We start from the raw sequence: 17,780 nt of genomic DNA, 5'->3' as shown, positions 1-17,780 counted from the left end.
AAGAAAATTACCCGCCTATTCTTTCCTTAACGACAGCCTCGAACTCATCGACATTGGATTTGTCGATCACCTGGGTCGGCACGATGATCAAACCATCTGCGGGCACCTTCGACATATCGCCCTCAAGATAATCCGCCATCAGGTGCATGCCCTGATAACCCCACTGGTAGGGGTCCTGAACAACCGTGCCTGCAAAGCTGCCCTCGCGAACCGCGCCAAGCGTTACAGGGTCTTCATCAAAGGCAACAACCGTCACCTGCCCCAATTTGCCAGCAGCCTGCAATGCTTCGTAAATTTTGGGCGGGTTGTAGGAATAAAACCCGACCATGCAATCAATGTCGGGATTTGCCGCAAGCACGTCATCGACGTTTGATCGCGCACGCGCAAAATCAACATCATCACCACGCACATCGACAAGCTCGATACCGCTGCCTTCAACCGCCTGACGGAAACCGGCGATACGCTCGATCGCGTTGTCGGCCCCAAGGAACCCGACAAAGCCCATGCATTTTCCGCCGTTTGGCAGTGCTTTCACGGCAATCTCACCAGCCTGAACGCCAGCGGCAACGTTGGATGACCCAAGATAGGCGATGCGATCACTTTGCGGGGCATCACTGTCGGTGGTAAAGAGCGGCACCTGGGCCGCAATGCGATTGAACGCATCAATAGAGTTCTTTGGATCGGCCGAGGAAATCATGATCGCATCAGTGCCCCCGGCGACCAAATCATCCATCAGCGCATTCTGAAGTGCTGCGGTTCCCTGTGCAGGATACCGGAACTGCAGCTCATATTCGGGGAGTTCTGCCTGTGCGGCCTCGACCCCTGCTTCTGCCAGTTTCCAAAAGTCCGAAGCAGCATTCACCACGAATGCAAGCTGCTGCTTTTCTTGTGCGAACGCCCCGCCAGCCAGAACCATTGACAGGCCGAGGGTTGCGAATGTTGTTGCAAATTTCATGCGTTTAATCCTCCCGATTAACAATCCGCACGACTGTATTTATAAATTATCTGTGCGGCTCATAATTAATAATATCATTAATAATTTTGGATCAAGCATTTTTCACCCCCGGTTGTGTAAGTTGATGGTTTTAATCACAGATTGGCCCACGTTTTTTGCTCTTCGCTCGCAAAAACCGCGTCAAGAACACGCATGGAGGCAATCGAATCCTCGATGCCGTATGGCAAACCTCTTCGTGTCAGAATGGCCTGCGCAAACATTTCCGCCTGCTCTGTATACTGATCACACGCAGGCACGATCTCACAGCCAGCCAGACTGCCATCCAGGCTCTCGCCCGCATCGACAATCAGGGCGGTTTCTTTATCTGCTGGCGCATTGTAGGGGATCATGATTTCGGCCCGCGCCTTCGTGCCAAACACATTCAAGGTCTGATACGGGCACAGTTGCGTCGAAACCATGAATGACAATTGCCGGCCGCCGCCAAAGTCCGCAACCACACTCGCCATCCGATCGGTTTTGAATGCGGGATCTCGATCGATCAGGGCCATGACGCGCAAAGGCTCGTCTTCGAACAAAAACCGGCCCGCCGTGATCGGATAGCAACCGATATCCATGATGGCACCGCCGCCGGTCTCTGGCCTGTTGCGGATATTCTGAGCATCATCGTTAAAGTAACTGAATGCCGCCTGGATCGCTCGAACCTCACCAAGCTCGCCGCTTCTGACCATCTCGCGCACACGTATCCATTGCGGGTGGTAGCGCACCATAAAGGCCTCTGCGACCAACACATTTTTCGGACACGCGCGCAGCCGTTCCGCATCGCGCGCATTTAACCCGATGGGCTTTTCACACAGCACATGCTTACCCGCCTGTGCCGCAGCCAGCGTCCAGTCGACATGTATGTGGTTTGGCAACGGGTTGTAAATCGCATCAATTTCCGGATCAGCGATCAACGCCTCGTAGGACGCGTAAGACCTCTGAATTCCAAGGTCATTGGCCACCCTCGCCGATCGCCCTGCATTGCGTGATGCAATCCCCAGCACATTCGACGAGGGTGATTTTTTGATTGCCGGAATAACTTTCTCCACGCCGATATTGGCCGTCGAAAGAATGCCCCAGTTGATTTTTGTTTTTGTCACTTTGTCTTCCGCCCTGTGTAAGTCCGGATAAAAATCGAGCCGGATCTGATCAACAAATCCGGCTCAGTTCATCAGGGATTGGTATTAGTTATCCGCGCAAAAACCCGGATCCGACTGATTGCAAACATCCAGCCCCGTATAGAGTGGATCATCTACCTTTTGGCCATTGATCAGTTCGATCATCACATCAGGGGCCCGATACCCCATTTCAAACGGACGCTGACCGACCTGCGCGTGACTGCGTCCGTCCCGGAATGCCTGGGTTTGCGGAGGAAGTGTATCGCCCGCAATCAGGATCAGCTCCTTGGATTTCAGCCGATCCATGACCTGATCGGTAACCTGGGCATAGGCTTGCGGTGCGAACTGTGCCCAGCCGCCAATCAGAATAAAGGCATCAAGATCGGGATTTGCCGTGAAGGTATCGGCCATCTGCTGGTTGGCAAGATCGACCTGGTCATTGGTAAAGACCGGACACCCTTCAATTTCCGTCCAGCCATTGCTGTTCGCAAGGCGCTCTGTCCCCTTGGCCCCGGAAATCGTATCGCGGAAACCAGCGGCACGCGCGTTGATATTGTCCGCCGCGACGTTCCCCAACTGCAAACATACCGATCCCCCATTCGGCTTAAGCGTCATGGCTTCTTCGGCCATTTTGACACCCATCAGATAGTTGTCAGTCCCCAGATAGGTCGCCCGCAAGTCGCGATCTTTTTCAAGGAAATCGGCATCAATCGTCATCACCGGAACATTCGGGTTGATCTGACGAATTCGGTTTGCCATCGCCGGTGCATTTGACGGCGAAATTGCAATTGCAGCAACACCGCGGGTCAACAGATCATCGACGATCTGAACTTCGCCTGCCTCATCAGCACTGGATGCAGGCCCGGTGTACAAACACTCGTATTCAGAGTCCATGTTCTCCGATATCCACTTCTGACAACCCAGATTGATTTGCTCGAAGAACGGGTTATCCAAGCCTTTCACCACAATGGCCAATGTCTTTTTCCCATCGGCATTTGCAGTGCCAACACCTGTCGCAAGAATGAGCGCAGATGTGAGAGTTAGTAACATTTTATGTTTCACGTTTAGCTCTCCCTAGTTGGTCTGGCCCGGAATTGATTACCCCGGATACCAGATTTTCCGAGGATCGCTCGGGCTTCTTTCATATGCCCAGGCCCGCTCGATCATCTCCTCGAAATCTACTTGCGGCCGCCAACCTAAGGCGTGCCGCGCCTTGGTGTTATCAAGCCAGTTGCTATGAAACGGTGTGGGGATTTCCACGGGTTCCATATCGCGCGTTCGCACCAGATAATCTGCGACCTGCGCATAATCGACCGGCTCATCCATAGAAATATTGAAAAGCTCCTGCATCGCGGCAGGGTGATCGAGGGCTGCCATCAACGCAGCGACCAGATCATCGACATGCACAAAGTTACGCTTAAGAGCCGCGCCCTTTTTATCACGCATCAATGGCACAAAACTGCCCTCGGCAAGGCGCGCAGCCTTTTCCGCGCTTATCAAGTCACCCCAGACCGGGCCACCAAACTGGTCCGGACCAAATGAAAGCGCATATTTGAAATCGTCTTTTTCCATGATCCAGGGCGCACGCAAAACGGTGCCATTCAGGCCATACTGGATCTGATATTGTTCAATCATCACCTCTTCGAGCACCTTGGTCAGCGCATAGCAGCCGCTATAAGCCTGCCGCGGGGAGGTTTCTGTGATTGGTGCCGGATAATCCTTGAAAATGTGCCCAACAGAGCAATCGCCACCTATCAGAATGAACTGCTTAAGCGTCGATGACTGGCGCGCGGCTTCCAGAAGCAGGAACATCCCCTTGATTGCAACGTCAATGACCAGATCGGGGCTTTCCTTTACCGCCGCCATATGAAGAACGTGGGTAACACCCTCCATCGCGTGCGCAACCGCATCCGGATCCGACAGAGACCCCGTAATGACCTCCACCCGGTCACCAGCTTCGATCTTGCGGTTGTGGCATAGCGCCACGACCTTGGCCGATGCATACCTAGGGTTATCAAGAAATGCCGCCAAAAATGTCTTGCCGACCTTGCCAGTTGCACCAGTAATCAAAATTTTCATTAATTATCCTCCCTATTGAATTAATAATATTAATTAATAATATGGAGTCAAGTGACCTCAGGATAGAATGCCGATATAAATTCAACCGCAAGAATGATTACTAATTGTGCCGCAGGCGCGGCAGACGGCTTGTCTTGATCGTCTTGAATAAGGTATTACCAATATCGGCTTGGTGGTTCAGACGTGCGCCAACCTGTTCAATTCTAAGGGCGAAAACGCTGTCTATCGGTCGTTTTTGCACCATCTGACGCAATCACTGCAAAGTATCGGTTGGCTAAAAGACCAGAGGCAAAACGAGTTCAATGTCGCAAAAGAAACATTACGGTGGCAAAAATCGCCCGACGATGATGGATGTTGCCTCGATGGCGGGCGTATCGCAGGCAACAGTGTCACTGGTCCTGAACGGGAGCCCGGCCAAACTGACTGAATCAACGCGTCAGCGCGTGATCGATTCTGCGAACAAACTTGGCTATCAGCTTGTTCGACGTGAAAACCAGGTTGCGCCAAGCAACAAGTCACGATCCGTCATTATCTTCATCGCAGATGAAATCAGCACCGATCCATGGATGGCACTGGCCTTTGAAGGGGCGCACAACAAGGCCCTCGAATACGGGATCAATGTTTGCCTCGCAGTCAGCCACGGCAATGCGAACATCGAAGCCAGCATCGTCAATCAGCTGGCAGACTCGAACGTCATCGGGATCATTTACGGTACAATTCTTACCCGACTGGTGGAATTGCCACCGATCCTGTCAAAAAAGCCCACAGTGCTTGTCAATTGCTACGACAGCACCCGCACCCTCCCGTCTGTTTTGCCAGGCGACCTTTTGGGGGGACGGGCGGCAACTGAACGCCTGATACAAGCCGGTCGCAAGCGCATTGCGATCATTAACGGGCAAAAAGGTGTCGACGCCTCGCGCGACCGCCTCAAGGGATATCGCCAGGCACTTTCGAGCAACGATATACCGTTTGATCCAGCGCTTGTGCGTCCAGGCAACTGGGAGCCCTCAACCGGTTATTCGATGACCCATGAGCTCATGGCACTCGATAATCCACCAGACGCGATTTTCTGTGCCAATGACCTGATGGCGCTTGGCTGTTTTGACGCGCTGCGCGAACTGGGGAGAAGTATACCGGACGATGTGGCTGTGATCGGCTTTGACGACCGCGAAATCGCCCAACACACACACCCTGCCCTCACGACGCTTATTCTACCTCACTACGAAATGGGCGAAATCAGTGCCGAACTGCTAATCGACAGCGTTGGCGGCCTTTTGGCAACGCCAAACCAGATCAAGGTCGAATGCGTTATGGTAGAACGCGATTCTGTCGAGAAATCCGAAGAAAATGCTTGAATACCCCGAATTATGACAATTCAGGCGAGTAAGTACTTCTGACTGATTTTGGAGGGGAAGATGAAGAACGATGGAGCAGTGATGACATTCTGTAAACACTGCTGTCACGTACCATAAAGTCTGGCACCTTTCCTCCAGCCTGGAGCCGTTTCGCGCTTCGGGAAGAGATATTAGGCTTACGCCAATGACTAAGTGCCCCGCAGCCAACCGAAATCAATTTTTGTCTGTGCCGGAAACGTCATCGCCAACCATGCTTTGTCAATTGCCATAACTTGGGTCTGGTATTGCGTGAAGGTCTTGTAGCTCAATTTGAACCCTGCCTCCACTTCCGATACTGACGTCGGCTCATACAGTTTTAGCGGCACAGTCATACCCGTTGTTAGTACCTTTCCCAAGCTTTCCCGTCCGACCCAAAGTATGGATGCAGCCTCATACTCATTCAGAGACAGTTTGAAGAACTGCTGCCTTAAGCGCGCGTTAACATCACTCAACACGGACACAACATCGGCCTCAGCCAGGTTTTCAACATCAACGCCGATCGGGTGGCCTTTATGGTGAATAACGGCAACACAAATCTGGTCCGAATGAGAAATCGAAACACCAAGTTCACAACATCTGACAGATGCGCCCATAATAATAGGCTGGTGAAAGACACCACTGCCTATGGCGACATCATTTGGTAACACATCATCCAGATGACATTCCAAAGCAAGCTTCGCAGCCAACCGTCCTATCGTGAAACTGTCGCGTCGTTGAGGAAACTCGAAGCCCAGCCGTACTTTCTGTTCCTGTGTGTGCAGATATCTGTTCGCCAGACTTTCGGTTTCCTCCTGACCAAGGCGTTGCCTGTATATTATCGCAATGGTTGCTTTCAAAATGTCCGTGGCTGCAAAGCTTCCGAAAGATCCATCCCGGGTTAATACCAGTTTTCGCACGACGCAACTTTCCGGAAACATGGTGTTTAACCTCATACTTTTCAGACTGCTTCTGTATGGCCCGACGCAAACGGTTGCTTTCCCAAGCTTCATTCAGGGAACCACACACATTCTCTGTACACAGGTGCAGGATGCAAACTTCATATACCCAGCACAACTAATTAATTGCGAATGAGTATTATTTTTGATAACCCCTTAAAAACCCATCACCTTAGTCAGGTATGTGACTTGGCAATAACTGACCTCAAAAAACTCTTCCAGTCTCACCAAAGGGAATTGCAGATTTATCTGACGCGTCTTTTGCGTGATGCGGATACAGCAATGGATCTGACACAGGAGACATTTTTGCGTATGTCGGAACATGCCAGCCCCGATAAGGCAAACAAAGTCACCTATGCCCGTTCCTACCTGTACCGCGTTGCCCATAATCTTGCGATTGATCATGTCCGGGCGCAAAAGCGAAACCCAATCGCAGGCGCCAAAGACATTCCCCTTGATGTCATTCCCAATAATTCACCCTCACCAGAACAGATCGTTGGGGGGCAATCGGAACTTGAATATGTACGTCGCGCGCTTGATGAGCTACCTGACAAAACGCGCGAAATTTTTACTCTTGTACGCATTGAAGGGCTGACCTATCGCGAAGCGGCCGAACAACTAGGTATTTCTGACAGTTCTGTTCAGAAACATGTCGCGCGCGCAATTGCCCATGTGATGAAGCGCATGCGGGAAAGCCGGTCATGAAACTGCACAAAGTTTTTACGCATTTCTTGCAGTTTTATCGTCCAACAGATAAGGACGCTTTGTCCGAATTGTCGGCAAGTGCAGGTTGGTAACGTGAGCCAAATGCGAAAAACACAGAAAAACATTGATCTGACCGCGGCCAATTGGGTTGCGAAAATGGTCAATGGTGACCTCAGCGCATTTGAGCATGAAGAGCTCAATGTTTGGTTGGATGCAGCGCCGGAAAACCAGCAAGCTTTCATAGAGGCCAATAACGCGCTTGCTGTAATGGATGATGCGATCAAATCGACAGATCGCACAACCGAGAGTCCTTCATCAGAGGTTGTTGAGCTTAAGCATCTGGCAAAACCGCCATCCAAAGCCTCGCTGGCAAAGAAACGTCGCTGGGGCTATGTCGCACTTGCCGCAAGCTTTCTGCTGGCGATTGCTTCAACCCGCGTTATGGTTGGTGATCCGATCGTTTTCCTAAGTGCTGATTACCACACTGCTGTTGGGGAAGTTCGGGCCATTACACTTGAGGATGGTAGCATCGTCACCCTGGGACCCGATAGTGCAATAGCGGTTCAGTTTACCGATCAAACCCGAAATATCGCATTGATTAGCGGACTTGCAGACTTTCAAGCGGCCCCGATGGAACATGCGGACAAGCGTGTTTTCACCGTCACCTCGCCGCATGGCCAGGTGCAGGCTTTGGGCACGCGGTTTATCGTTAACAGTTTTGATGGCCACACCAATGTGGCCGTGCTGGAACATCAGGTTGAAGTCAAACCGAACTCGGCAACATCAAAACAAATAGCGATTTTGGCGGAAAATCAGGCCGCTCGTTATAACCGCCATTCAATCAGCCCAATTTCGACAATCAATCCTGAAAGGGCGCTTAGTTGGCAAAAAGGCAAGCTGATATTTGATCGCGTTACTCTGCGCGAAGTTGTCTCGGAGTTCTCACGGTATCAGCGCGGCAAAATCATGATTGCGAACGAGACTGCGGCACGCAAGCTTGTCAGTGGTGTCTTTGATATGACCGATCCTCAGGCTGGACTTGAACTGATTTCACGGGAACTTGGTGTCCAAAATATCTCGATTACCCCCCTAATGACCGTTATTTACTGAGCATAGCAGCGATCTGAAAAGCCCGGATTTCTCCGGTTTCCGGTCCTTACCGACACAAAAATCAAAAAAACTGAAATTAATCTTACTGAGTCTGACCGCAAATCCCGTCTCACCCAACACAAGCAAATGACAATCATTTGCGTTTTGGAAAAAACTTTCGAGAATGGGGGTCTGCGTAATGCAGGTAATAAAAACCGGCAAAGCTGGATTGGTAAACGTGTTTGGCCATCGTCTGGCACATAGTGTCAGCTTGGTCGCATTGGCTGCGGGTATTGTTGTTGCTGGAGTATCCACGCCTGCAGCCGCACAGCAAAATACAGAAACACAAAGTGACGCAGCATCCGCAATCGATTTTTCCATCCCGGCACAGGACCTTAACCAGGCGCTTTTGACCTTTGCCAATCAAACCAATCTGCAACTCTTTTATGATGTCGATCGGGTTGCCGGATTGCAGAGCACTGCCCTTATCGGCACGCATTCCCCTGCTGAGGCATTGAGTATCCTGCTTTCCGGCAGTGGCGTCAGCTATCGCTTTACAGGCAAGAACACGGTTTCCCTCACCAAACTAGAAATATCAGACAGCAGTGGAGCAACCGTCATTGACCCGCTCTATGTCGAGGCAAACGCCCAGGACTCAGAGGATCTCGCACATGGCTATGTCGCTACGCGAAGCAGTGCTGGTACAAAAACCAGCAAAGCTCTGATTGAAACGGCCAAAAGCATTTCCGTCGTATCCGGCCAGGAAATCGAGGACCGCGCCGTTGCGAGCATCGAAGATGCAGTTGCTTATACCGCAGGGGTAGCAACCAACAATTACGGATATGATCCGCGCTTTGATCAGGTTTATGTGCGGGGCTATCCGGTACATATCTACGGCGACTACCGAGATGGCTTACGCCAGATGACAGGCGTCTATGCAACGTTTCGCACCGAACCCTACAGCCTTGAACAGCTTGAAATCGTAAAGGGCCCCACAGCGGCACTTTACGGGCAATCAACACCAGGCGGCTTACTCAACAGCGTTACCAAACGCCCTCATCTTGGTGCAAAGAACAATGTCTATGGCCGTTTCACCAACACGGACTCATACGAAGGCGGGTTTGATTACAATCTCGGCCTGACAGAAAACGGGACCTGGGCATCACGCATTGTTGGCATGACCCGCTTTGGCGAAACCAGCAACGAAATTCAGGATGATCGGCAAATGTTCGCGCCAACAATTCGTTGGCAACCCAATGCAGATACAGATCTGACTATCTATACCTTGTTCCAGCATGACGAAACGGATGCCTCGGCAACCCTTCTGAACCTGAATGGCGAAATCCTTGATTACCGCACCAGCGACGCGGATTACGACTATCAGAAACAGGATCAGTTTCAGGTCGGCTATGATCTGACCCATGATCTAAGCAACCTGCCTGTTACCTTGGCCCAGAAGGCGCGGTTTGGATACTTCGATCTTGAAGCGCGGTACCTGACTGGCGGCGTGACCGGCGGCGGCTGGAAGAACTCAAACACGGAATATCACCGCGCAGCACAAGCTGTTGAGGAAACCCTCTGGAGCGCGCAGGTCGACAACCAAGTCATCACGACTTTCGAGACCGCTGACGCCAAACACGAAGTAATGACCGGTCTTGATCTGATGTATTCAAAGTCGGATTACCGTTTTGGCTCAAGCGGTGTACTCAGTGATTACATCTTCTATCTCAATGACCCAAATCGGTCGATTTCGGGCACGACACCAGCTTACACAACATTTGATGACGTAACCTACAATCAGTCCGGTATCTATGTTCAGGACCAGATTGAACTTGGCAACTGGCATCTTAATGGCGGTGTGCGCTTTGATTATGCAGAACGCAAACGTATCAGCCGACTAACCAATACGGGTTCAACCGACTACAATACCGCAACGACCTTTAACGTTAGCGCCCTTTATGCCTTTGACAATGGCATCTCGCCTTATGTCAGTTGGGGCACATCCTTCTTGCCTAGCACTAGTCAGGACTCTGAAGGCAAAATGCTCAACCCGACCGAGGGTGAGCAGTATGAAGCCGGCATCAAGTTCGAACCGGTCGGGTTTGATGGCTTCTTCACGGTTTCCGCCTATCGCCTGACCGAGGACAACGTCGCACGCTATGCTGGCTACAGTGGCTCTATCGGTTCGTATTATGACTCAATTGGCAAAGTTGAATCGCGCGGACTTGAGATTGAAGGCAGTGCCAATGTAACTGAAAATCTTAGCCTGGTTGGCAACCTTGCCTACAACAATGCCAAAATCGTCAAAGGTTCCTATCGCGGTAATACCCCACTTGTGACACCGGAAAAGGCTGCATCCTCTTGGGCAAACTACAACTTCAATCAAGGCCCTCTTGATGGATGGGGATTTGGCGTTGGTGTTCGCTACACCGACTCAAGCTATGCCAATTACACCAATACGAGCAAGAACAAGCCCTATACGGTGCTTGATGCTGCGATCCGCTATGACTTCGCAGCACTTAATAACAAGCTGGATGGTCTGACCCTTGCGATTAATGGCACTAACCTTGCCGATAACGATGCCGCTATCTGTAACAACGGTTACTGCTACCAGATCGAAGGACAGACCATAGCTGCAACTCTGAAATACGACTGGTAATCGATTAATCCGGGGCGCACGGTTGCGCCCCGGACCCATTCTCGCAATCCGCGTTCACCGCGGATTTTCTGCGTTTATCGAGAGCGAATTATGGCCATGGATTTATCTGATCGTCCTGCTGTCCTTGGAATGCAAAAAGCCCGCTTTGAAACGGCTAGAGGCGTGACACTCCTTGACAACATATCCGTTACTTTCCGCGCTGGCTGCCTGACAGCAATTGTCGGCCATAATGGGTCTGGGAAATCCACTGCGCTTAAAATGCTGGCCGGACTGAACAAGCCAACCAGTGGAGCTGTCACACTTGACGGGAATGACGTGGGGCGGTTTAGCGCACGTGAGTTTGCCAAAAGCGTTGCCTATCTTGCACAGGACCCGGGGCACGGGGCGGACTATACCGTCGAAGAACTGATTGCGCTTGGTCGTTATCCATGGCACGGGCCATTTGGTCGCCTGCGCGAGCGCGACAAACAATCGATTGAACGTGCGATCCTTTTGACGGGCCTCGAAGCCCTTCGCAAACGCGCAGTCAGTACGCTTTCAGGTGGTGAACGCCAAAGAGCCTGGATCGCAGTTACACTTGCGCAACAAGCCTCCTGCCTATTGCTTGATGAGCCGATTTCTGCGCTGGATCTATCACATCAATACGAAATCCTGCTTTTACTCGAACAGCTCTGCAAACAGGACGGTCTATGCATTGTTGCCGTCTTGCATGACATCAATCTGGCCGCGCGCTTTGCCGATCATATTGTCGCGCTTAAGGGCGGCAAACTGATCGCGGATGCGCCACCGGCGACCATCATGCAGTCAGACATGCTTCGCGATATTTTTGGCATGGATATGCTGGTGCAGCCTCACCCCACCAATGGGCATCCTTTTGCCCTTGCCAATGTGTGATTGGGGGCGATTCAATGCATCAACAACATCAGACATGTTCCAGACGACATTTTCTTAAGGGTCTTGCTGGTCTATCTGCCATTGCAACGCTCACACCTGTGCTGCCAGAAAGCTTTACACGCTCCGCTAAGGCTGATGTTCCCAAGCGTGTAGTCATCGCAGATGGCGCACTTGCTGAAACAGCACTTGCGATGGGGATCGTTCCGCTTGCCATGGCGGATGTGCCAGGATACCGCGTCTGGGTTCAGGAACCAAAAGTTCCTGAACAGGTCATCAATCTTGGCGCACGTTTTCAACCAAGTCTGGAAAGATTGGCGCAACTTGATCCCGATCTGATACTGACCAGCAGTTTCTATGCAAACCAGTATTCCCGCCTTTCCGACCTGGCCCCGATTGAAAAAATCGACATTTATAGCAGTAGCAAGACGCCCTTCCTGAATGCGATGGCCGCGGCACAAAAGATTGCCGAAGTTACCGGGCATCGGGGCACTGCCGAGATACTGATCTCGGACACCCTAAGCCGCATAGATCAAGCCTCTCGCGAACTTACTTCATCGCAGGCCAGTTCGGTACTTGTCACCAGCATGCTCTCGCCGCGCCACATGCGGGTCTATGGGCAAAACAGTCTGATGCAGGATGTGATTGATCGCCTTCCCGTCAAAAACGCCTGGACAGGCCCCACCAATCATTGGGGGTTTGCGACCGTGACGATCGATCAGATCGCGCAATACTCAAACGCAGCCCTCATCGCGATCAAACCCGTTCCAGACAATGTCGACCGCGCAATTGTACATAGCCCGATCCTTTCGGAACTACCGTCCATCAAACGCTTTGGGCTGATCACGATGCCACCAGTAGCAACATTTGGCGGGCTTTTTGCCGCCGGTCGCTTTTCTGATCTGCTTGCCAATGCCCTGACATCGCAAGGTGCTGCTCATGGGGAATTCGCGTCATGACAAGTCAAGCCATGCGCAGACATGCGATCCAATTCCATGCGGTTCCCGTTTCGCTTTGCATCCTTGCCGTTTTGCTAAGCCTGCTGTCTCTGGACATTGAGGCCGGTAGCCTGTCCCCGGCGGCAATATTCGACCTTGCGGCTGGATCGGACACGCGGTCGTTGTTGCTCACCCAAGGCTGGATACCAAGGTTTTTGATTGCACTTGTCGCTGGTGCGGGTCTTGCCGTTGCCGGTGCTTTGTTTCAACACACGTTAAAAAACCCGTTGGCATCGCCGTCCACACTTGGCCTTGCAGGCGGCGCTAAACTGGCGCTGACACTGGTGACGCTCTATGTGCCGGGTGCGCTTGCCATCGGTCAGGAAACGATTGCACTGTTGGGTGCACTTGTTGTCGGTTTTCTGGTATTTGCCTTGGCGCGCCGCAGTGGCTTCTCGCCACTGATCGTCATCCTGACAGGTATGATAATCGCGCTCTATTGTGGGGCAGTAACAACTGCCTTGGCAATAATTCACCATGAATGGCTAAAAAGCCTGTTTATCTGGGGAAGCGGCGACCTTACCCAAGACGGTTGGTATATCCTTGAACCATTGGCAGCGAAAGTATGCATGGGTGCGGCACTGGCTGTCGCCTTGGCTCGACCGCTTGAAATGCTTAATCTCAGCGATCATCAGGCGACCGTCCTTGGCGCATCGCCAGCACGAATGCGACTACTTTGCCTTTTGATCGGCTGTTGGCTTACGGCAACCATTGTTGCAGCGGTAGGTATTATCGGGTTTGTCGGACTGGCTGGACCAGCCATTACGCGAATGCTGGGCTTCAGACGGTTGCGATCAAAACTTCTGATGTCTGCTGTTTTCGGCGCCGTACTATTGTGTGCTGCGGATCAAGGTGTTCAGGTTTTATCGGGATATATTGGGATATTAGTGCCTGCTGGCGCGCTGACCGGGATTCTCGGTGGACCGCTTTTAATCATTATGATCCGGCAACTGCGCAGCGATTCTCAACCATCGCAAAACACGTCGCCCGCCCCAGAACCTGATCAGCGCAACATTAGAAATCACTTGCGCGTTCTGGCTGGTGTGCTTCTGGTGATTATAGGGGCGATTTTGGTCGGTCGAGATATTCACGGTGAGTGGCAACTTCAATTGGGTAATGCACTGAATACCGTCTGGCCGTGGCGCGGTCCGCGTATTCTCGGTGCAATGGCTGCTGGAACCATGCTGGCAATTGCAGGCACCATATTGCAACGCATGACGGCAAACCCGATGGCAAGTCCCGAAAGTCTGGGTGTCAGTGCAGGTGCTGCAATCGGTATGATTGCGATTGTCTTCCTGATCGATGCACCAACGGCATGGTTGCAGATTTCTGGCGCAGCAATTGGTGCATTCATTACCCTGGGGGCGATCTTTGCGCTTACCCGAAAATCTGGATACGCACCGGAACGTATTTTGATTGCCGGTATTGCGATTGGTGCTTTGTTTGATGGCTTCATCGCATTTCTGATGGCCGGTGGTGATCCCCGCGCAACACGCTTGTTGGCCTGGAGTTCGGGATCAACATACGGCCTTGGCTTCGACCGCGCGAGTGTTCTGGCAATCATTGCTGTGAGCGCCTTACCCATTCTTCCAGCATTTGCCCGATGGCTTAATCTGTTTCCGCTGGGGCCTGTGACAACCAAGTCGCTCGGTGTCGATCTGTCGATCTCGCGCGGGGTTATGCTGATGTTTGCTTCTATCCTGACAGCGGCAGCTACTTTGTTGGTTGGCCCACTAAGCTTCGCCGGTCTGATTTCACCGCATCTGGCAAAACTGGCCGGATTGCGACATGCATTACCGCATACGGTCGGGGCCGCGCTGATCGGAGCTGCTTTAATGGTTGCCGCTGACTGGCTTGGGAGAATGTTATTCTTTCCTTGGGAAATTCCGGCCGGACTGATGGCCGCTATCATTGCCGGGCCTATCATGGTCTGGCTGCTTATGCGCGTCGGGCGGGGTGCCTCATGATGAATGCCCTTCAAAACGGCTCTGAAAAGAACGCTTCTCCCGCCATCGGCAATTCCCCTACCACCCGATCACTGTCTGAGATCAAAACCGATCTCTTTCAAGGACCCTATCAAGGGCTTGGTGACCGGCATCAGATCCTGACGACGCACAGTGGCGGAATAGATTGCTTTGCGCTCCACGATCCTGATTGTTTGGCACCTCTTCTTGATCACTATTGCCAGGCAAAATATCCGCAAGATGATCGGCGTGCCGCCATCTCGATGTGGTCACAATGGTATTTCGGAATTCTGTTATCCCCTGTGCTGGTTTTGGCCGCAGCAGGCGAAGCAGTCCTTACGTTTCAGCCCAACTTTATCAGTCTGACAACGGACGATAATCAATGTCCGGCCGGGTTCGATATTCATGACCGGCAGGTGCATGAGTTGAAAGAAAAATCGATCCCGCCTGATCCTTGGGCTCATCTGGAATGCCTGATTGACGGACATCTCGAACCTATGGTTGCTTCACTGGCTGCATCGTCAAAAGTTTCGCCAAAGGTGTTTTGGTCCAATATTGGCGTTGTCGTTGCTTACGTTGAGAAACACGTCCTGAAAAACACCAGGGTATCGCTTGCACCACTGATCAACGACGTCAAGCGTCCCGACGGCAATCGAAACCCGATGGTAAACCCGTACAGCACCAAACAATCCGACGATGGCAACCCCTCAAGACGTGTCTGTTGCCTTCGCTATTTACTGACGTCCGTCGACATTTGCCCAACCTGTCCGCTGGCGAAACTTTAGATTTCACGCAGGTAGTCTGCTTTCCTGCGGCATGAAATCCGCTCTGCAGAATTCCTTACTGAAGCTCATTGAAAATCCCGTCTTATGAACAACGGACGGATCTGATTTGCCATCAGATCTGTCCGAATGACAAAAGATGATCGACCCAGTGGAGAGTGCAAACCGCGTCCCAAATTTGCAAGTGACTATTATTTTCACTAATGAGCAAACTAACGGAGACATTCGGAAATGCACCAAGCAAGCCAAACTGCCCCAATTCCAAAAGACCAATTTCAGCGACAAGCTTTGCTAACTATCGCCAAAAGCCAAGAGGGGAAATTGCGACGCGTTGCCCAGTCTATCGTAAAATGTCCCCATCTGGCGGATGACATTGTTCAGGATACCTATGCCAAACTGCTCACCGCACAAATAGACACAGAAGTCACCACACCAAGTGCCTTCATAACGCGCATTGCTAGAAACATGGCAATCGACAAGGTCCGCCAAATTACGTTCGAACGCACTCTTTTCGCGGACAGCGATCCAACTGATCTTTGTCCTGCGGGAAACGCAGACTGCCCCGAAGCGCGTCTCAGTGGTTGCCAGGCCCTTCGGGTCATTGAGAATGCATTAAAAGAGCTGCCACCACACGTGCGCACCGCTTTTTACCGGCATCGCGTGGACGGGTTCGCGCAAAACGTCATTGCAAAGGATATCGGTGTCTCCAAAGCATCTGTTTGCGCATACATCCATCAGGCCGATCAGCGATGCCGTCAGGCACTCCATAATGTAGAACTGACTCGTCCAGCATAAGGCTTCCGGATCTGCAGCCTGTTCACTAAGTCGAACAGGCTGCAGATTTCAGTTTGCCGTCCCTAGCCCCAGGCCTGCACGACAGCACCACCTGCCCGGTCCCCAGTACCGGCAACCCAGTCAACAATCGGTGGATTTTGATCAAGATTGAAGACATTCTTGCCTGTCAGAGCATTTACAATCTTAGCACTTCGCCAAGCCATCAGGCTTAGTTGAGGCTCAAAGATCCCCAAATCGATCCTGCCGGCATTTTGAACAAAGATGTTTCGGTCAGATGGTCCATCCCATTGGGCACGGAATTCCGCATCCAAGCGGTAGGCACCTGATGCCCCCACTTCCAGAAGTGAACGCAGTGGCGCCATGAATTCCGGCAATGTCGTTTCATAACCGGTTGCCAGAATCAGCGCATCCGCATCGAAGAACTCGACATCCTGATTAAGCCCGTTTCTGGCAGCAATCCTCATTGTTTCACCATCTTGCTGAACCTGAAAGACTTCACGTTGCGGCAGGAGCCGACCGGCAACATGGCCCTCCTGCAGGTAACGCTGCCGGTATAGCAGCTGATAAATCGACTTGAGCGTTGAAAGCGATGCACCATCACTGGCAAGCTTTTGTCGAGACATCAAATCCTGTTTATAGGCATCCGGCAGACCTGCGAAGACATCTGCATATCCGGGCGTGAAATACTCATTCACAAATGGAGTATCATCAAGGGGTTCGAAATTGTCGCGCCGCGATAACCAGAGAACTTCTTCAACACCTTTGACGTTTCCACCAAGCAGATACTCAACAAGTTCAGCACCACTCTGTCCCCCGCCAATAACGGCAATTCTCTTGCCGCGCAGCTTTGGCAAATTCGACTTCGCTTGGCTTGTGTGAAAGCATTTATGCTTGGGCAACTGGCGCGCCCAGGCGGGAATAAATGCAGGCTTGCCGACACCAATGGCAAGATTGCTCGTGACATAACTTGTATGATCCGTACGAACCTTAAAGTCTTGACCATCGAATGCGACTTCGCGCACCACATTGTCAAATGCCAAGCCTTCCAAATGGTCTGCAACCCATTTCAGATAAGCGGCGAATTCCCGTCTTGGCACCGCGGCAAAATCCGCGTTCATGAAATCAAGCATGCGTTTCTGGCCGACCATGTAAGACAGGAAAGACCATTTGCTCGTCGGATTGGTTAGGGTCACCAAATCTTTCAGAAACGAAGTCTGAAGCTCAACACCGGGCAGCATCATGTCCGGATGCCAGGCAAATTCAGAACGTTGCTCAAGAAAGATTGAAAACACATCAGCAACCCCGTCCAGCTGCGCAGCAAGACTAAGATTGAAAGGACCAATTCCAATCCCGACAAGATCCAATTTATCCATCGTT

15 protein-coding genes are annotated in these 17,780 nt (G+C 51.8%); 9 read left to right on the top strand and 6 right to left on the bottom strand.

From position 1 onward, the window contains the following. Positions 1-7: 7 nt before the first annotated feature. The 4 genes from WBY09_RS05815 to WBY09_RS05800 all read right to left on the bottom strand — a co-directional run bounded on the left by WBY09_RS05815 (position 8) and on the right by WBY09_RS05800 (position 4,191). Complete coding sequence (locus WBY09_RS05815) at positions 8-955, bottom strand: sugar-binding protein (protein ID WP_083952669.1); 948 nt, start codon at positions 953-955, stop codon at positions 8-10. A gap of 134 nt (positions 956-1,089) precedes the next feature. Then, entirely contained in the window at positions 1,090-2,094 is a 1,005-nt protein-coding gene (locus tag WBY09_RS05810; protein WP_336232231.1) for a Gfo/Idh/MocA family protein, read from the bottom strand. Positions 2,095-2,178: 84 nt separating this feature from the next. Continuing rightward, positions 2,179-3,162 carry a substrate-binding domain-containing protein gene (locus WBY09_RS05805; RefSeq protein ID WP_336232229.1) on the bottom strand — a complete coding sequence of 328 codons (984 nt, stop codon included), beginning with the start codon at positions 3,160-3,162 and terminating at the stop codon, positions 2,179-2,181. 48 nt (positions 3,163-3,210) lie between these two features. After that, entirely contained in the window at positions 3,211-4,191 is a 981-nt protein-coding gene (locus WBY09_RS05800; protein ID WP_336232227.1) for an NAD-dependent epimerase/dehydratase family protein, read from the bottom strand. 302 nt (positions 4,192-4,493) lie between these two features. Between WBY09_RS05800 and WBY09_RS05795 the strand changes: the two genes are divergently transcribed. Further along, positions 4,494-5,546, top strand: a complete 1,053-nt coding sequence (locus WBY09_RS05795; protein ID WP_197145694.1) for a LacI family DNA-binding transcriptional regulator — start codon at positions 4,494-4,496, stop codon at positions 5,544-5,546. 188 nt (positions 5,547-5,734) lie between these two features. Here the strand turns inward: WBY09_RS05795 and WBY09_RS05790 are convergent, their stop codons facing one another. Continuing rightward, positions 5,735-6,502 carry a 4'-phosphopantetheinyl transferase family protein gene (locus tag WBY09_RS05790; protein ID WP_286791953.1) on the bottom strand — a complete coding sequence of 256 codons (768 nt, stop codon included), beginning with the start codon at positions 6,500-6,502 and terminating at the stop codon, positions 5,735-5,737. Between the two features lie 150 nt (positions 6,503-6,652). On the opposite strand from WBY09_RS05790, the gene WBY09_RS05785 reads away from it, so the two are divergent. From WBY09_RS05785 to WBY09_RS05750, 8 genes are all read left to right on the top strand, one after another. Then, a complete protein-coding gene (locus tag WBY09_RS05785; protein WP_197145697.1) occupies positions 6,653-7,225 on the top strand; it encodes an RNA polymerase sigma factor in 573 nt (190 codons plus the stop codon). A 78-nt stretch (positions 7,226-7,303) separates the two neighbouring features. Then, positions 7,304-8,335: a FecR family protein gene (locus tag WBY09_RS05780; RefSeq protein ID WP_197145699.1), complete on the top strand. Its 1,032-nt coding sequence runs from the start codon at positions 7,304-7,306 to the stop codon at positions 8,333-8,335. A gap of 178 nt (positions 8,336-8,513) precedes the next feature. Continuing rightward, the gene (locus tag WBY09_RS05775) at positions 8,514-10,973 is read left to right on the top strand and encodes a TonB-dependent siderophore receptor (protein ID WP_197145701.1); all 2,460 of its coding nucleotides are present in this window, start codon (positions 8,514-8,516) and stop codon (positions 10,971-10,973) included. A 162-nt stretch (positions 10,974-11,135) separates the two neighbouring features. Next, positions 11,136-11,867: an ABC transporter ATP-binding protein gene (locus WBY09_RS05770; protein WP_245227669.1), complete on the top strand. Its 732-nt coding sequence runs from the start codon at positions 11,136-11,138 to the stop codon at positions 11,865-11,867. A gap of 14 nt (positions 11,868-11,881) precedes the next feature. After that, on the top strand, positions 11,882-12,823 hold the full coding sequence (locus tag WBY09_RS05765) for an ABC transporter substrate-binding protein (protein WP_197145703.1): 942 nt from the start codon (positions 11,882-11,884) through the stop codon (positions 12,821-12,823). Beyond that, complete coding sequence (gene fhuB, locus WBY09_RS05760; protein WP_336232223.1) at positions 12,820-14,829, top strand: Fe(3+)-hydroxamate ABC transporter permease FhuB; 2,010 nt, start codon at positions 12,820-12,822, stop codon at positions 14,827-14,829. The genes WBY09_RS05765 and fhuB overlap by 4 nt, the downstream gene beginning before the upstream one ends. Further along, positions 14,826-15,611, top strand: a complete 786-nt coding sequence (fhuF, locus tag WBY09_RS05755) for a siderophore-iron reductase FhuF (RefSeq protein ID WP_197145707.1) — start codon at positions 14,826-14,828, stop codon at positions 15,609-15,611. The genes fhuB and fhuF overlap by 4 nt, the downstream gene beginning before the upstream one ends. 228 nt (positions 15,612-15,839) lie before the next feature. Then, positions 15,840-16,403, top strand: a complete 564-nt coding sequence (locus WBY09_RS05750; RefSeq protein WP_197145709.1) for a sigma-70 family RNA polymerase sigma factor — start codon at positions 15,840-15,842, stop codon at positions 16,401-16,403. A 62-nt stretch (positions 16,404-16,465) separates the two neighbouring features. Here WBY09_RS05750 and WBY09_RS05745 read toward each other — a convergent pair whose 3' ends face one another. Beyond that, the gene (locus WBY09_RS05745) at positions 16,466-17,776 is read right to left on the bottom strand and encodes a lysine N(6)-hydroxylase/L-ornithine N(5)-oxygenase family protein (protein ID WP_064779650.1); all 1,311 of its coding nucleotides are present in this window, start codon (positions 17,774-17,776) and stop codon (positions 16,466-16,468) included. Positions 17,777-17,780 lie beyond the last annotated feature (4 nt).

The sequence above is a fragment of the Thalassospira sp. CH_XMU1458 genome (assembly GCF_037027205.1).
Classification (GTDB): Bacteria; Pseudomonadota; Alphaproteobacteria; order Rhodospirillales; family Thalassospiraceae; genus Thalassospira; species Thalassospira tepidiphila.
This window is presented reverse-complemented; position numbering and strand designations above follow the sequence as displayed.

Coding starts and splice junctions, on each gene's coding strand:
- WBY09_RS05815 (WP_083952669.1), bottom strand. CDS start 955: ATGAAATTTGCAACAACATTCGCAACCCTCGGCCTGTCAATGGTTCTG.
- WBY09_RS05805 (WP_336232229.1), bottom strand. CDS start 3,162: ATGTTACTAACTCTCACATCTGCGCTCATTCTTGCGACAGGTGTTGGC.
- WBY09_RS05800 (WP_336232227.1), bottom strand. CDS start 4,191: ATGAAAATTTTGATTACTGGTGCAACTGGCAAGGTCGGCAAGACATTT.
- WBY09_RS05795 (WP_197145694.1), top strand. CDS start 4,494: ATGTCGCAAAAGAAACATTACGGTGGCAAAAATCGCCCGACGATGATG.
- WBY09_RS05790 (WP_286791953.1), bottom strand. CDS start 6,502: ATGTTTCCGGAAAGTTGCGTCGTGCGAAAACTGGTATTAACCCGGGAT.
- WBY09_RS05785 (WP_197145697.1), top strand. CDS start 6,653: ATGAGTATTATTTTTGATAACCCCTTAAAAACCCATCACCTTAGTCAG.
- WBY09_RS05775 (WP_197145701.1), top strand. CDS start 8,514: ATGCAGGTAATAAAAACCGGCAAAGCTGGATTGGTAAACGTGTTTGGC.
- WBY09_RS05765 (WP_197145703.1), top strand. CDS start 11,882: ATGCATCAACAACATCAGACATGTTCCAGACGACATTTTCTTAAGGGT.
- fhuB (WP_336232223.1), top strand. CDS start 12,820: ATGACAAGTCAAGCCATGCGCAGACATGCGATCCAATTCCATGCGGTT.
- fhuF (WP_197145707.1), top strand. CDS start 14,826: ATGATGAATGCCCTTCAAAACGGCTCTGAAAAGAACGCTTCTCCCGCC.
- WBY09_RS05750 (WP_197145709.1), top strand. CDS start 15,840: ATGCACCAAGCAAGCCAAACTGCCCCAATTCCAAAAGACCAATTTCAG.
- WBY09_RS05745 (WP_064779650.1), bottom strand. CDS start 17,776: ATGGATAAATTGGATCTTGTCGGGATTGGAATTGGTCCTTTCAATCTT.